Annotated in this window: 13 protein-coding genes and 1 pseudogene; 8 read left to right on the top strand and 6 right to left on the bottom strand. The window is 71.1% G+C overall.

Annotated features, from left to right (window positions below):
- Positions 1 to 2: 2 nt before the first annotated feature.
- On the bottom strand, positions 3 to 2,228 hold the full coding sequence (glgX, locus tag ACIBG6_RS14450; RefSeq protein WP_399222916.1) for a glycogen debranching protein GlgX: 2,226 nt from the start codon (positions 2,226 to 2,228) through the stop codon (positions 3 to 5).
- Positions 2,229 to 2,463: 235 nt separating this feature from the next.
- Between glgX and ACIBG6_RS14445 the strand changes: the two genes are divergently transcribed.
- The 8 genes and pseudogenes from ACIBG6_RS14445 to ACIBG6_RS14410 all read left to right on the top strand — a co-directional run.
- A complete protein-coding gene (locus ACIBG6_RS14445; protein ID WP_399223356.1) occupies positions 2,464 to 3,630 on the top strand; it encodes an Ig-like domain-containing protein in 1,167 nt (388 codons plus the stop codon).
- Between the two features lie 225 nt (positions 3,631 to 3,855).
- Positions 3,856 to 5,121: an Ig-like domain-containing protein gene (locus tag ACIBG6_RS14440; RefSeq protein ID WP_399222915.1), complete on the top strand. Its 1,266-nt coding sequence runs from the start codon at positions 3,856 to 3,858 to the stop codon at positions 5,119 to 5,121.
- A 76-nt stretch (positions 5,122 to 5,197) separates the two neighbouring features.
- A complete protein-coding gene (locus ACIBG6_RS14435; protein ID WP_329621069.1) occupies positions 5,198 to 5,965 on the top strand; it encodes an enoyl-CoA hydratase-related protein in 768 nt (255 codons plus the stop codon).
- A 70-nt stretch (positions 5,966 to 6,035) separates the two neighbouring features.
- The gene (locus ACIBG6_RS14430) at positions 6,036 to 6,542 is read left to right on the top strand and encodes an ATP-binding protein (protein WP_317599319.1); all 507 of its coding nucleotides are present in this window, start codon (positions 6,036 to 6,038) and stop codon (positions 6,540 to 6,542) included.
- A 395-nt stretch (positions 6,543 to 6,937) separates the two neighbouring features.
- The gene (locus ACIBG6_RS14425) at positions 6,938 to 7,735 is read left to right on the top strand and encodes a polysaccharide deacetylase family protein (protein ID WP_399222914.1); all 798 of its coding nucleotides are present in this window, start codon (positions 6,938 to 6,940) and stop codon (positions 7,733 to 7,735) included.
- Positions 7,735 to 8,919 carry a YncE family protein gene (locus tag ACIBG6_RS14420; RefSeq protein ID WP_399222913.1) on the top strand — a complete coding sequence of 395 codons (1,185 nt, stop codon included), beginning with the start codon at positions 7,735 to 7,737 and terminating at the stop codon, positions 8,917 to 8,919. The genes ACIBG6_RS14425 and ACIBG6_RS14420 overlap by 1 nt, the downstream gene beginning before the upstream one ends.
- Before the next feature lie 90 nt (positions 8,920 to 9,009).
- Entirely contained in the window at positions 9,010 to 9,225 is a 216-nt protein-coding gene (locus ACIBG6_RS14415; protein WP_399222912.1) for an EF-hand domain-containing protein, read from the top strand.
- A gap of 113 nt (positions 9,226 to 9,338) precedes the next feature.
- A pseudogene (locus tag ACIBG6_RS14410) lies at positions 9,339 to 9,692 on the top strand (CopD family protein); the annotation flags it as partial.
- Between the two features lie 15 nt (positions 9,693 to 9,707).
- Here ACIBG6_RS14410 and ACIBG6_RS14405 read toward each other — a convergent pair.
- From ACIBG6_RS14405 to gcvT, 5 genes are all read right to left on the bottom strand, one after another.
- Positions 9,708 to 10,277 (bottom strand): DUF7010 family protein, encoded by a 570-nt coding sequence (locus ACIBG6_RS14405; RefSeq protein ID WP_399222911.1) that lies wholly within the window; start codon positions 10,275 to 10,277, stop codon positions 9,708 to 9,710.
- Positions 10,278 to 10,354: 77 nt separating this feature from the next.
- On the bottom strand, positions 10,355 to 11,725 hold the full coding sequence (locus ACIBG6_RS14400; RefSeq protein ID WP_329621062.1) for an L-serine ammonia-lyase: 1,371 nt from the start codon (positions 11,723 to 11,725) through the stop codon (positions 10,355 to 10,357).
- Positions 11,726 to 11,883: 158 nt separating this feature from the next.
- Positions 11,884 to 13,152 carry a serine hydroxymethyltransferase gene (gene glyA / locus ACIBG6_RS14395; RefSeq protein ID WP_329621061.1) on the bottom strand — a complete coding sequence of 423 codons (1,269 nt, stop codon included), beginning with the start codon at positions 13,150 to 13,152 and terminating at the stop codon, positions 11,884 to 11,886.
- 31 nt (positions 13,153 to 13,183) lie between these two features.
- Positions 13,184 to 13,561, bottom strand: coding sequence for a glycine cleavage system protein GcvH (gene gcvH, locus ACIBG6_RS14390; RefSeq protein WP_399222910.1), 378 nt, complete (start codon positions 13,559 to 13,561; stop codon positions 13,184 to 13,186).
- A gap of 98 nt (positions 13,562 to 13,659) precedes the next feature.
- Positions 13,660 to 14,799 carry a glycine cleavage system aminomethyltransferase GcvT gene (gcvT, locus tag ACIBG6_RS14385; RefSeq protein WP_399222909.1) on the bottom strand — a complete coding sequence of 380 codons (1,140 nt, stop codon included), beginning with the start codon at positions 14,797 to 14,799 and terminating at the stop codon, positions 13,660 to 13,662.
- Positions 14,800 to 14,928 lie beyond the last annotated feature (129 nt).

Below are 14,928 nucleotides of genomic sequence, written 5' to 3'. Positions count from 1 at the left end.
CCTCAGGCCTTCACCCGCAGCAGCACCGTCGAGCGCGCGCCGACCGTGATCGTGCCCCCGCCGCGGTACACCGTCCCCGGCGCACCCGACTGGTCCTCCAGGGTGGTGTCCACGACGAGCTCGTACGACTCCGCCCACGGCGGTCCCGGCAGCCGGAACTCCAGGGGACCCGATCCCGCGTGCAGGACGGCGAGGAAGCTGTCGTCGGTGATCTGCTCCCCGCGCTCGTCCCGGCCCGGGATGTCCCGGCCCGAGAGGTAGAGGCCGAGCGTCGCCGTCGGCGCGTACCAGTCCCGCTCCGTCATCTCCCCGCCGTCCGCGCCGAACCAGGCCAGGTCCCGCAGCCCGTCCGCGGCCTGCGGCCGCCCCGAGAAGAAGGCCCGGCGGCGCAGCACCGGGTGGCGGTGGCGCAGGGCGAGCAGCCGGCGGGTCAGGGCGAGGAGCTGGGCGCGCCCCGGGTCCTCCGGCAGTGACCAGTCGAGCCAGCCGATCTCGTTGTCCTGGCAGTACGCGTTGTTGTTGCCGCCCTGGGTGCGGCCCATCTCGTCGCCGGCGACGAGCATCGGGACGCCGGTGGACAGGAGGAGGGTGGTGAGGAGGTTGCGGAGCTGGCGGAGGCGTAGGGCCTGGATCTCCGGGTCGTCCGTCTCGCCCTCCGTCCCGCAGTTCCAGGAGCGGTTGTCGTGGGTGCCGTCCCGGTTCCCCTCGCCGTTGGCCTCGTTGTGCTTCCGCTCGTACGTGACGAGGTCCCGGAGCGTGAAACCGTCGTGCGCGGTGACGAAGTTGACGGAGGCGTACGGCCGCCGCCCGCCCCAGGCGTACAGGTCGCTGGAGCCGGAGAGCCGGTAGCCGAGGTCCCGCACGTCGGGCAGCGCGCCCCGCCAGAAGTCCCGGACGGCGTCCCGGTAGCGGTCGTTCCATTCGGTCCACAGCGGCGGGAAGGCCCCTACCTGGTAGCCGCCGTTGCCGACGTCCCAGGGCTCGGCGATCAGTTTGACCCGGCGCAGGACCGGGTCCTGGGCGATGACCGCGAGGAACGGGGACAGCATGTCGACGTCGTGCATCGAGCGGGCCAGGGCCGCCGCCAGGTCGAAGCGGAAGCCGTCCACGCCCATCTCCGTCACCCAGTAGCGGAGCGAGTCGGTGATGAGGCGCAGCACCTGCGGCTGGACGACGTGCAGCGTGTTGCCGCAGCCCGTGTAGTCGGCGTACCGGCGGGCGTCGGACTGGAGCCGGTAGTAGCCGCGGTTGTCGATGCCCTTGAGGGAGAGGGTGGGGCCCAGCTCGCCCGCCTCCGCCGTGTGGTTGTAGACGACGTCGAGGATGACCTCGATCCCGGCCGCGTGCAGCGCCCGCACCATCCGCTTGAACTCGCCGACCTGCTCCCCGGTCGTCCCGGAGGACGAGTAGGCGGCGTGCGGGGCGAAGTAGCCGAGGGAGTTGTAGCCCCAGTAGTTCTTCAGCCCGCGCCGCAGGAGGTGGTCCTCGTGCGCGAACTGGTGGACCGGGAGCAGTTCCACGGCCGTCACCCCCAGCCGTACGAGGTGCTCGATCGCCGCCGGGTGCGCCAGCCCCGCGTACGTGCCGCGGAGCCGCTCCGGGATGCCGGGGTGCCGCTGGGTGAAGCCCTTCACGTGCAGCTCGTAGATGACCGAGTCCTGCCAGGGCGTCTTGGGCCTGCGGTCGTCCGACCAGTCGTCGTCGTCGTGGACGACGACCCCCTTCGGGACGTACGGGGCGGAGTCCCGGTCGTCGCGGACGGTGTCGGCGACATGCTGCTGCGGCCAGTCCCGTACGTGTCCGTACACCTCGGGAGGGAGCGCGAAGTCACCTTCGACGGCTCGCGCGTACGGGTCGAGGAGCAGCTTCGCCGGGTTCCAGCGGGCACCCGTCCACGGGTCCCAGCGGCCGTGCACCCGGTAGCCGTACCGCTGCCCGGCGCCGATCCCGGGCACGAAACCGTGCCAGATCTCATGGGTCAGCTCGGTCAGCGGCAGCCGCCGCTCCGTGCCGTCCCCGTCGAAGAGGCACAGCTCCACGGCCTCCGCGCCCCCCGCCCACAGGGCGAAGTTGGTGCCCGTCACCCCACCGGGCCCGACCCGGCAGCGGGCGCCGAGGGGCGTCGGCGCCCCCGGCCACACCGGAGGGGGTGTCCTGCCACCTCCCTCCGGCCCGGCCCGCTCAAGGGCATGCTCCTGTACCGCCTCCTGCTCGGCTGCGCTCGACACCGTCCCGGCCTCCCGCGGCTCGTGGGGCTCGTGGGGCCCGCACCCGTGGGAGCGGCGGCGTCCCGGCCGCCGCTCCCGCGCGTCGCTCTTTCCCGTCGTCCTCCCTGTTCTGCCCGCACGGCCGTGCTCCCAACATGGCCCGCACGCACGTTTCCCCTGGAGGGGGGCTGTCGTTGGGCCGAGCGTGAATCGTGTATGGAAGCGGGCGAGGTACGCCCTCGCGGTGGCGGGACTGATGGCGGGCCTCGTGGGCTGCACAGGAACGGACGGCCAGGGGGGCATCGACCTCTCCCTGCCGGGCAAGGCGCGGGCCCCCGGGGACGTCATCCGGGTGAATCCGGAGGACGGCAGCCGGGGGGTGCCGGCCGAGGGACCCGTCGAGGTACGGGTGGACAGCGGGCGGCTCGAACGGGTGACGGTCGTCCAGGTCGAGGACGCCCAGCGGACCCGGGTCGCCGGCGAGATCTCCGAGGACGGGCTGCGCTGGCGGCCCCGGGCCGACGCCCGGCTGGCGCTGGCCGCCAAGTACAGCGTGGACGCCGTCGCGCTCGACGCGCACGGCCGCCGCTCGGCCCGGCACACCACCTTCACGACCGTGGTGCCGGAGAGCCGGTTCATCGGCTACTTCAAGCCGGAGAACCGTTCCACTGTCGGTACCGGCATGATCGTCTCCTTCTCCTTCAACCGGCCCATCGAGAACCGGGACGCCGTCGAGCGCGCCGTCCGGATCACCTCGGACCCGCCGGTCGAGGTCGTCGGCCACTGGTTCGGCAAGGAGCGGCTCGACTTCCGCCCCGCCGCGTACTGGCGGCCCGGGACGAAGGTCACCGTCGAGCTGGCGCTCCGCGACGTCGAGGGGGCGCCCGGGGTGTACGGCATCCAGCGCAAGAAGGTCGGCTTCACCGTCGGCCGCTCCCAGGTCTCCCTGGTCGACGCCGCCGCGCACACCATGGAGGTCCGCAGGAACGGCGAGGTCCTGGCCACCGTGCCGATCACCGCCGGCGCGCCGAAGACGACCACGTACAACGGGAAGATGGTCGTCACGGAGCTGTACGACGTGACGCGGATGGACGGGCGGACGGTCGGCTTCGGCGGCGAGTACGACATCAAGGACGTCCCGCACGCGATGCGGCTCACCGAGTCGGGGACCTTCCTGCACGGCAACTACTGGGCCTCGCCCGGCACGTTCGGCTCGGCGAACGTCAGCCACGGCTGCGTCGGGCTGCGGGACGAGAAGGGCGGCAGCGCGGACTCCCCGGCGGGCTGGTTCTTCGACCGGACGCTCATCGGCGACGTGGTGGAGGTCGTCAACTCGCGTGACCGGAAGGTCGCTCCCGACAACGGGCTCGGTGGATGGAACATGGACTGGGTCCAGTGGAAGGCCGGTTCGGCGCTGCGCTGAGCCGCTCGGGTCCCCTCTCGGGTCGCCGCTCGGGTCCCCTCTCGCGTCCCTTTCGTCACCAGGTCATCGGCCTTTCGCCTTAGCACGTCGATCGGGACGGAACGGTGACATTCGCGAGGATCTTTCGTGTCCTGCGGTGTGATTATCTAGCGCCGTGTGCGCGAGTGGATGCGCACGGGGGTGGGGCCGTGGCGTTGCCAGGCCGCGTGAGGGGAGACGACCACAGTGAACGGGCAGCCGATATCGGGGGCATCGGTAGGAGCGAACGGCCGGCGCGGCCGACGACGCGGGGGCGTCCGTCTGCAGGCGCTGGCCGTGGGGGCGCTGCTCATCGTCCTCACCGCCTGCGGCGGCGGCGAGACCGCCGGCGGCGGCAAGGGCGGCCAGGACCCGGCGTCGCAGGGGAGCGGCAAGCCGGAGAACGCCGCCTCCCAGGCGGTCGTGACGATCCTTCCGAAGGACGGCGCCGACTCGGTCGCCACCAGCGGGGCCCTCAAGGTCACCGCGGAGCAGGGCAAGCTGACCACGGTCACGGTCGCCGACTCCAAGGGCGCCGCGATCGAGGGAAAGATCGCGGCGGACGGAGCCAGCTGGGCGCCCAGCGCCCACCTCTCGGCGGGGACGCAGTACAAGGTCCACGCGATCGCGAAGGACGCCGAGGGCCGTGAGTCGGCGAAGGACACCACCTTCACCACCCTGGTCCCGAAGAACACCTTCATCGGCCACTACACGCCGGAGGACGGTTCGACCGTCGGCGTCGGCATGCCGGTCTCCGTGAACTTCACCCGGGGCATCACCGACCCGGAGGCCGTCGAGAAGGCCATCAAGGTGACGGCCGAGCCGGCCGTGGAGATCGAGGGGCACTGGTTCGGCAACGACCGCCTCGACTTCCGCCCGGAGAAGTACTGGGCCGCGGGCACCAAGGTCACCGTCGACCTCAACCTGGACGGCGTCGAGGGACGCCCGGGCGTCTACGGCAAGCAGAAGAAGACCATCACCTTCACCATCGGCCGCCGCCAGGTCTCCACCGTCGACGCGAGCGCCAAGACGATGAAGATCGAGCGGGACGGCGCGATCATCAAGACGCTGCCGATCACCGCGGGCGCGCCGTCGACGACCACGTACAACGGTCAGATGGTCATCAGCGAGAAGTACAAGGTGACCCGCATGAACGGGGCCACGGTCGGCTTCGGCGGCGAGTACGACATCAAGGACGTCCCGCACGCGATGCGGCTCTCCACCTCGGGCACCTTCGTGCACGGCAACTACTGGGCCCCGAAGAGCACCTTCGGCTCGTCCAACGTCAGCCACGGCTGCGTCGGTCTGTCGGACACGCGCGGCGCGGGCGACAGCTCGACCCCCGCGGCCTGGTTCTTCGACCGTTCGATCATCGGTGACGTGATCGTCGTGAAGAACTCCAAGGACAAGCAGATCCAGCCGGAGAACGGCCTCAACGGCTGGAACATGCCGTGGTCGGAGTGGACCGCGTAAGACGCTCCCGAAGGGGCCCGGTGCTGTGAGCAACAGCACCGGGCCCCTTCGCGTTAACGCGGACTAACCTTCCCCCATGACTGTGAACCTCGAAGTCGCCGATGGTGTCGGCACGATCCGCCTCGACCGCCCCCCGATGAACGCCCTCGACATCGCCGTCCAGGACCGGCTGCGCGAGCTGGCCCAGGAGGCGACCGACCGCGACGACGTGCGGGCCGTGATCCTCTACGGCGGCGAGAAGGTGTTCGCGGCCGGCGCGGACATCAAGGAGATGCAGGTCATGGACCACGTGGCCATGGTCAAGCGCTCGCGCGCCCTCCAGGACTCCTTCACGGCGATCGCCCGCATCCCCAAGCCCGTCGTCGCCGCGATCACCGGCTACGCCCTCGGGGGCGGCTGCGAGCTCGCGCTCTGCGCCGACTACCGGATCGCCGCCGACAACGCGAAGCTGGGCCAGCCGGAGATCCTGCTCGGTCTGATCCCCGGCGCGGGTGGCACCCAGCGGCTCTCCCGGCTGATCGGCCCCTCCCGCGCCAAGGACCTCATCTTCACCGGCCGCATGGTGAAGGCGGACGAGGCCCTCACCCTCGGCCTGGTCGACCGGGTCGTCCCGGCCGCCGAGGTGTACGAGCAGGCGCACGCCTGGGCCGCGAAGCTGGCGCAGGGTCCGGCGGTCGCGCTGCGGGCCGCGAAGGAGGCGGTCGACCAGGGTCTGGAGGCCGACATCGACACCGGCCTCGCCATCGAACGCACCTGGTTCGCGGGGCTGTTCGCGACCGCGGACCGCGAAACCGGGATGCGCAGCTTCGTCGAGGAGGGCCCGGGCAAGGCGAAGTTCGCCTAGGGCCTGTCCGAGGGGGCCGATTCCGTCGGAACGGCCCCCGCGGACGGCTCCGTGCGGCCATGATGGGGGCATGGCGGGCCTGGAGGGTACGGAGCAACCGTGGCAGCGCGGCAGCGCCGCCGCCGCACGGTGGTCACCGGCCGTGGACGACGAACAGGTCGCCGGCGTACTGGAGTTGTACGGCAACCCGGCCGAGGAGGACGTGACGCTGCCGTCCCGGCCCGAGTCCGCGTGGGTCGCCCGCCGGCTCACCCAGGGCGTGGTCCTGCGGCAGTGGGGGCTCGGCCCGCAGATCGCCGAGCACGCGGTGCTGCTCGTCTCGGAGCTCGTCGGCAACGCCGTCCGGCACACCGGCGCCCGCTCCTTCGCGCTGCGGCTGCACCGGCGGCGCGGCTGGATCCGGATCGAGGTCCGCGACCCCTCGCGCGGGCTGCCCTGTCTGATGCCCGTGAGCGAGCTCGACACGAGCGGCCGGGGGCTCTTCCTCGTCGACAAGCTCTCCGACCGCTGGGGCGTGGACCTGGCGCCGCGCGGCAAGACGACCTGGTTCGAGATGCGGGTCGCCGACCGCGCCTGAAGCGACTCCCGGTGTGCCTCCCGGACGCACGAAAGCCCCCGTCCGCCGTAGTGCGGCGCCTGGGGGCTCTCGTGTGATGCGCCGTGGACGGGGGGGTGTATCCACGGCTGCTATGTCGACCTGGCCCGGGTCAATGGGGGTCGTGTCCCCGACTATGGCAGACGGACAGCCTGGTCGCCAAAAGTCCCTACCGGTACAGAATCGGGCAAATGGGGATTGATCGTCTATGAATCATTGGTGACCTGCGGCACTCGCCTTGCAAACATTGAATGGCTATGCGGTTCATCGATTGTTTCCCCGGGTCGTCCGCATACTGGACGGCCGGGAGCGGCCCCCAAACGTCCTGATTCGGCCTAATCATCACGATTCGGTCCACATCCTTCTTTACTGGTCGGGTGAAGCCGACCGACCGCCGCGGTGCCCTCCGGGCGGGCGCGACCGCCGCCCTCGCGGGAGCCCTCGCCGCCGCCTGCGGTACGGAGCCCCGCCCCGACCCCGCCTCCCGCCGCCCCGGAGCCACGCCCGGAGCCGTGCCCGGAACCGCACCCGCCGCCGCCCCGGCCGTCGCCCCCGCCCCGCGCCGCTTCCCCGGCCTGCCCGCCGAGATCGACCACGGCCCCCGCGACCGGCCCCGGGTCGCCCTCACCTTCCACGGCCAGGGCGACCCCGCCCTCGCCCGCACCCTCCTCGGCCAGGCGGAGCAGGCCGGCGCCCGCGTCACCGTCCTCGCCGTCGGCAGCTGGCTCGACGAACACCCCGGCATGGCCCGCCGCATCCTCGACGGCGGACACGACCTCGGCAACCACACCCAGCACCACACCGACATCAACGCCATGACCGAGGCCGAGGCCCACGCGGAGATCGAGGCCTGCGCCACCCGCCTGCGCCGCCTCACCGGCTCCGTCGGCACCTGGTTCCGGCCCTCCAGGACCCGGCAGGCCGCCCCCGCCGTCCTGCGCGCCGCCCACCGCGCCGGATACCCGCACACCCTCTCGTACGACGTCGACTCCCTCGACTTCACCTCACCCGGCGCCGCTGCGATCGTCCGCAACGTCACCGGCCCCGTCCGGCCCGGATCCGTCGTCAGCCTGCACTTCGGCTACCCGGACACCGCCGCCGCGCTGCCCCTCCTCCTCACCGACCTCGACCGCCGCGGACTGCGCGCGGTCACCACCACGGAGCTGCTGACCTGATGGCACACCTCACCGGGCGAAGCGGAGCCCTCCTCGCCGCCGCCCTGCTCGTCACCCTCGCGGGCTGCGGCGGCGCGAACCCGCCCGAGCAGGGCGCCGCCGGGGTCAAGAAGGCCGCCGCCCCCGCCGTACCCGAGCAGGCCGCGGCGCCCGCCGGACTCCCCGGCATGCCGCCGCCCCTCGACCCGAACGACGTCTACGCCGCCGACCGGCCGAACAAGCTCTCCCCGGTGGTCAAGGACTTCCCCTCCCGGGTCTACGTCCCCAACACCAACTCCAACACCGTCTCGGTCATCGACCCCGCGACCTACCGGGTCGTCGAGACGATCCCGGTCGGCATCCAGCCCCAGCACGTCGTGCCCTCCTGGGACATGAAGACCCTCTGGGTCAACAACAACCGGGGCCACACCCTCACCCCCATCGACCCCGCCACCGGCGTCGCGGGCAAGCCCGTCGAGGTCCACGACCCGTACAACCTCTACTTCACGCCCAACGGCAAGTACGCCATCGTGATGGCCTCGCTCGACCGCGAACTCGTCTTCCGCGACCCGCACACCATGGAACGGAAGAAGACCGTCCCGGTGAGCTGCTACGGCGTCAACCACGCCGACTTCTCCGCCGACGGACGGTACTTCGTCGTCTCCTGCGAGTTCTCCGGCGAACTCCTCAAGGTCGACACCGAGAAGATGGAGGTGATCGGCCAGCAGAAACTGCCCTTCGAGGGCGCCATGCCCCAGGACGTCAAGATCTCCCCGGACGGGAAGACCTTCTACGTCGCCGACATGATGGCCCACGGCATGTGGGTCCTCGACGGCGCGAAGTTCACCACCCCGACCCTGCTGCCCACCGGCAAGGGCGCCCACGGCCTCTACGTCAGCCGGGACTCGCGCGAGATGTACGTCCCCAACCGCGGCGAGGGCTCGGTCTCCGTCTTCGACTTCGGCAAGAACAAGCTCACCAAGAAGTGGTGGCTCCCGGACGGCGGCTCCCCCGACATGGGCGGCGTCTCCGCCGACGGCAAGGTGCTGTGGCTGTCGGGCCGCTACGACGCCGAGGTCTACGCGATCGACACCACGAGCGGCAAGCAGCTCGCCCGCATCCCCGTGGGCGGCGGCCCCCACGGCCTCGCGGTCTACCCCCAGCCCGGCCGCTACTCCCTCGGCCACACGGGCATCTTCCGCTAGGCGTCCCCGCCGTCGTACCGCCCTCATCCGGCAGCGGCGGGCCCGCTAATCTGACCACCGTCAGATAAGCACCGAGAAGGGGCGGAAGCAGTGGCGGACATCGAGTCGGCACGCACGGCATTCAACAAGTTCGACGCGGACGGGGACGGCTTCATCACCGCCGCGGAGTACAAGAGCCTCATGGCGCGGTTCGGCGACTTCAACGTCACCGAGACGGTCGCCGAGGTGCTCATCAAGCAGCGTGACAGCAACGGCGACGGCGTCCTGTCCTGGGACGAGTTCTGGGCCCACTACAGCAAGGCCTGATCCGCCCGCCCGGGCGGGCGGCGCAACGCTGAGTTGCCGCCCGTCCGGGGCTCGGTGACGATCGTCCGGTGACGCTTCCCGGACCCTTCGGCACCCCGAGCCGTCCGGCGGCGGTCCTGTACGTGCTGCGCACCATGCGGCTGCGGCGCGGCGGCCGCGAGGTCCTCGTCCGCTACGCCCGGATGGCCGCCTGCGTCTACGCGGCCCTCGTCGTCACCGGCACGGCCTCCACCCTGCGCAGGCTGCCGCCGGACGCCGTCCTGACCACGGCCTACGGCCGGATCCTGCTGGTCAAGCTGTGCCTGTTCGGCGGGGTGAGCCTGCTGGCCCTGGCGGCCAGGAGCCGGATGCTCTCCGGCGGCGACGCCGAGGCCCCGGCGCGGATCGAAGTGGCCGCGCTGGGGGTGATCGTCGTCGTCTCGGCACTCCTCACGGTCGTGCCCGACCCGCACTGGATCGCGCCCTGAGCCCGAGAAAGCCGCTCAGCCCTTCAGGGCCACGTGGAAGGACGAGGCCCACAGCACGACCGCCGCGCCCAGGCCCACCACCGCGCGGATCGTCTCCGCCGAGGCGCCGGCCGCGAGGACGGCGAGACCCACCAGGGCGACCGCCGTCAGGGCGACCGCCGTCCCCGTGTACTGCCGCTGGTCGAAGAGGCGCGCCAGGGGGAAGAAGTGCAGTCCGACGACGAGGCCGATTCCGACCGGGATGAACTCCGGGTGGCCCGAGGCGTTCGACGCGGCGATCACCGCGAAGATCGCCACGAGCTCGGCGGCGTTGACCAGGCCGATCCCGCGGTTCCACTTCTCCGGCAGCCGGACCGGGCGGTTCACCGGGCCCCTGGTGCCCCGGAAGGCGATCACGACCGCGCCGGCGGTCACGACGGCAGCGATCACGCCGACGGCGACCGACACCGGAGCCGCCGCGATCCCGGAACCTCCCGCGAAGGCCCAGACGAGGCCGAACACGGCGAGGACGATCGCGCCGCGGCGCCTCAGACTGCGGGTGAGGGCAAGACACTCCGCGTCGGCGGTCTCCGTCTGCGTCGTCATGACGCGGACACTACAGCGACGGCCCGGCGGAGGTGCCCCTTCCGGAGCACCGGCGCCAGGCCGTGTGGGGAAACGGTTCAGCACTCGATGATGTTCACCGCGAGACCGCCGCGCGCGGTCTCCTTGTACTTGACGCTCATGTCCGCGCCCGTCTCCTTCATGGTCTTGATGACCTTGTCGAGGGAGACCAGGTGGCTGCCGTCGCCGCGCATGGCCATCTTCGCGGCCGTGACCGCCTTGACCGCCGCCATGCCGTTCCGCTCGATGCACGGGATCTGCACGAGGCCGCCGACCGGGTCGCAGGTCAGGCCCAGGTTGTGCTCCATGCCGATCTCGGCCGCGTTCTCCACCTGCTCGGGGGTGCCGCCGAGGACCTCGGCGAGCGCGCCGGCCGCCATCGAGCAGGCCGAGCCGACCTCGCCCTGGCAGCCGACCTCGGCGCCGGAGATGGAGGCGTTCTCCTTGAAGAGCATGCCGACCGCGCCGGCCGCCAGCATGAAGCGGACGATGCCGTCCTCATCCGCGCCGGGCACGAAGTTCATGTAGTAGTGCAGGACCGCGGGGATGATGCCGGCCGCGCCGTTCGTCGGGGCGGTGACCACCCGGCCGCCCGCCGCGTTCTCCTCGTTCACGGCCATCGCGTAGAGGGTGATCCACTCCATCGCGAGCGCCGCCGGGTCGCCCTCGGAGCGCAGCTTGCGGGCCGTGTTCGCGGCGCGGCGGCGCACCTTCAGGCCGCCGGGCAGGATGCCCTCGCGGGACATGCCGCGCGAGACGCACGCCTGCATGACCCGCCAGATCTCCAGGAGACCCGCGCGGATCTCCTCCTCGGTGCGCCAGGCCTTCTCGTTCTCCAGCATCATCGAGGAGATGGAGAGGCCGGTCTCCTTGGCGAGCCGCAGCAGCTCGTCACCGGTGCGGAAGGGGTACTTCAGGACGGTGTCGTCCGGGACGATCGGGTTCTCGCCCGCGACGGCGTCCTCGTCGACGACGAAGCCGCCGCCGACCGAGTAGTACGTCTTCTCCAGGACGAGCGCGCCCTCGGCGTCGTACGCGAAGATCGTCATCCCGTTGGCGTGGTACGGGAGCGCCTTGCGGCGGTGCAGGATCAGGTCGGCGTCGAAGTCGAAGGGGATCTCGTGCGCGCCGAGGAGGTTGATCCGGCCGCTCGACTTGATCCGCTCGACCTCGTCGTCCGCGGTCTCGACGTTCACCGTGCGGGGCGAGCTGCCCTCCAGGCCGAGGAGCACCGCCTTGGGGGTGCCGTGGCCGTGGCCGGTCGCGCCCAGCGAGCCGTACAGCTCCGCCCGTATGGCCGCCGTGTGGGCGAGCAGGCCCTCGTTCTTGAGCCGGCGGGCGAACATCCGGGCCGCGCGCATCGGGCCCACCGTGTGGGAGCTCGACGGGCCGATGCCGATCGAGAACAGGTCGAAGACCGAGATGGCCACGGAGGGACTCCTTGTGGGGGCTAGACGCCGTTGTCTGCCGGGGTGGTGCAGAACGGAGCAGGAAGATCGAAACGGGGCACGACACGGGGTGGGGCACCGCGCTCACCCTTCAGTGTGCGCGATGCCCCAAACCTTCGTACGAACAAAAGGGTACGAAATTACTTCAGGCCGGGGTACAGCGGGTGCTTGTCGGCCAGCGCGGTCACCCGGGCCTTGAGGGCCTCGGCCTTCTCGCCGTCGAAGCCCGGCTTCAGGGTCTCCGCGATGATGTCGGCGACCTCGGTGAAGTCCTCGGTCCCGAAGCCGCGGGTCGCGAGCGCCGGCGTGCCGATGCGCAGACCCGAGGTGACCATCGGCGGCCGCGGGTCGTTCGGAACGGCGTTCCGGTTGACCGTGATGCCGACCTCGTGGAGACGGTCCTCGGCCTGCTGGCCGTCGAGCTCGGAGTTCCGCAGGTCGACGAGGACCAGGTGCACGTCCGTACCGCCGGACAGGACCGAGACACCGTGCGCGGTGACGTCGTCCTGGACCAGGCGCTCGGCGAGGATGCGGGCGCCGTCCAGGGTGCGCTGCTGGCGCTCCTTGAAGTCCTCCGAGGCCGCGACCTTGAAGGAGACGGCCTTGGCCGCGATCACGTGCTCCAGCGGGCCGCCCTGGAAACCGGGGAAGACCGAGGAGTTCAGCTTCTTCGCGAACGCCTTCTTCGCGAGGATGATGCCGCCGCGGGGGCCGCCGAGCGTCTTGTGCGTGGTGGAGGTCACCACGTCCGCGTACGGGACCGGGTTCGGGTGCAGACCGGCCGCGACCAGGCCCGCGAAGTGGGCCATGTCCACCCACAGGAACGCCTCGACCTCGTCGGCGATCCGGCGGAACTCCGCGAAGTCCAGCTGACGCGGGTAGGCGGACCAGCCCGCGATGATGACCTTCGGGCGGTGCTCCTTGGCGAGGCGCTCGACCTCGGCCATGTCGACCAGACCGGCCTCGTCCACGTGGTACGCGACCACGTTGAACTGCTTGCCGGAGAAGTTCAGGCGCATGCCGTGGGTGAGGTGGCCGCCGTGCGCCAGGTCCAGACCCAGGATCGTGTCGCCGGGCTGGGCGATCGCGAAGAGGGCGGCCTGGTTCGCGGAGGCGCCGGAGTGCGGCTGGACGTTGGCGTACTCGGCGCCGAACAGGTCCTTGACCCGGTCGATCGCGATCTGCTCGGCCACGTCGACGTGCTCGCAGCCGCCGTAGTAGCGGCGGCCCGGGTAGCCCTCGGCGTACTTGTTGGTGAGGACGGAGCCCTGGGCCTCCATGACCGCGACCGGAGCGAAGTTCTCCGAGGCGATCATCTCGAGGGTGGACTGCTGACGAAGGAGCTCGGCGTCGACGGCGGCGGCGACGTCGGGGTCCAGCTCGTGGAGGGGAGTGTTCAGAAGCGACATGAATCGATCCCTAGGGGTCTCGGGCCCGGTCTCAGCCGGCGGAGAACGCGGTGTACTCGTCGGCGGAGAGCAGCTCGTCCGGCTCGCCCGCGACACGTACCTTGAACAGCCAGCCACCCTCGAACGGAGCCGTGTTCACCAGCGACGGGTCGTCCACCACGTCCTGGTTGGCGGCGACGACCTCACCCGAGACGGGGGAGTACAGGTCGCTCACGGACTTCGTCGACTCCAGCTCGCCACACGTCTCGCCCGCGGCGACGGTCGAGCCGACCTCGGGGAGCTGGGCGAAGACGACGTCACCGAGCGCGTTGGCCGCGAACTCCGTGATGCCGACCGTCGCGACGCCGTCCTCGGCGGCCGACAGCCACTCGTGCTCCTTGGTGTAGCGCAGCTGCTGGGGGTTGCTCATGACCTGATTCTCCTGGATCGGGGGAGTACTGATGAACGTGGGTCTCGCGGGATGAGACCCGGGGTGAGACGACTGCGTCACTCAGGACGCGTGCCGCGCTACTTCTGGCGCTTGTAGAACGGCAGCGCCACGACCTCGTACGGCTCGTGGGTGCCGCGGATGTCCACACCTACACCCTCGGTGCCGGGCGCGGCGTGCGCCGCGTCCACGTAGGCGATCGCGATCGGCTTCCCGAGCGTCGGGGACGGGGCGCCCGAGGTCACCTCGCCGATCACCACGCCGTCCTTGACGACGGAGAACCCGGCGCGCGGGACCCGGCGGCCCTCGGCGATCAGGCCGACGAGCTTGCGCGGCGGGGCGGTCTCGGCGCGCTCGGCGGCCTTCTCGAGCGCCTCACGGCCGACGAAGCGGCCGTCGTTGGTCGTCTTCTCGAACTTGACGACCCGGCCGAGACCGGCGTCGAAGGGGGTGAGGGCGGTCGTCAGCTCGTGGCCGTACAGCGGCATGCCCGCCTCCAGGCGGAGCGTGTCGCGGCAGGACAGGCCGCAGGGGATGAGGCCGACCGGGGTACCCGCCTCGGTCAGCGCCTTCCACACGCCCTCGGCGTGCTCGGGCTTCAGGAACAGCTCGAAGCCGTCCTCGCCGGTGTAGCCGGTACGGGCGATCAGCGCGGGGACGCCCGCGACCGTGCCGGGCAGACCGGCGTAGTACTTCAGCCCGTCCAGGTCGGCGTCGGTGATCGACTTCAGGATGCCGGGGGACTCCGGGCCCTGGACCGCGATCAGGGCGTACGCGTCACGGTCGTCGCGGACGTCGGCGTCGAACCCGGCGGCGCGCTCGGTCAGCGCGTCCAGGACGATCTGCGCGTTCGAGGCGTTCGCGACGACCATGTAGTGAGGAGAACCGGCCTCGGTCTCGCCGAGGCGGTAGACGATCAGGTCGTCGAGGATGCCGCCGTCCTCCTGGCAGATCATCGTGTAGCGGGCGCGGCCCACGCCCACCGTGGAGATGTTGCCGACGAGGGCGTGGTCGAGGAGCTCGACGGCCTGCGGCCCGGTGACGGTGATCTCGCCCATGTGGGAGAGGTCGAAGAGGCCCGCCTTGGTCCGGACGGCGATGTGCTCGTCCCGCTCGCTGGCGTAGCGCAGCGGCATGTCCCAGCCCGCGAAGTCGGTCATGGTCGCGCCCAGCGAACGATGCAGCGCATCGAGGGCGGTCAGACGGGGGGCAGTGCTCATGGGGTGGCTCCCGGATCCCAAGGGCGGTTCGGTGACGAAACACATGACGGGCGAGGACGTCCTCCCCATCTGTCATGGAACCTGAGAGGTTCACCGAGAGCATCTCGTCACACGAGAGGTCGGCTTGCA

The organism is Streptomyces sp. NPDC050842 (genome assembly GCF_044456565.1).
Lineage (GTDB): Bacteria > Actinomycetota > Actinomycetes > Streptomycetales > Streptomycetaceae > Streptomyces.
This window is presented reverse-complemented; position numbering and strand designations above follow the sequence as displayed.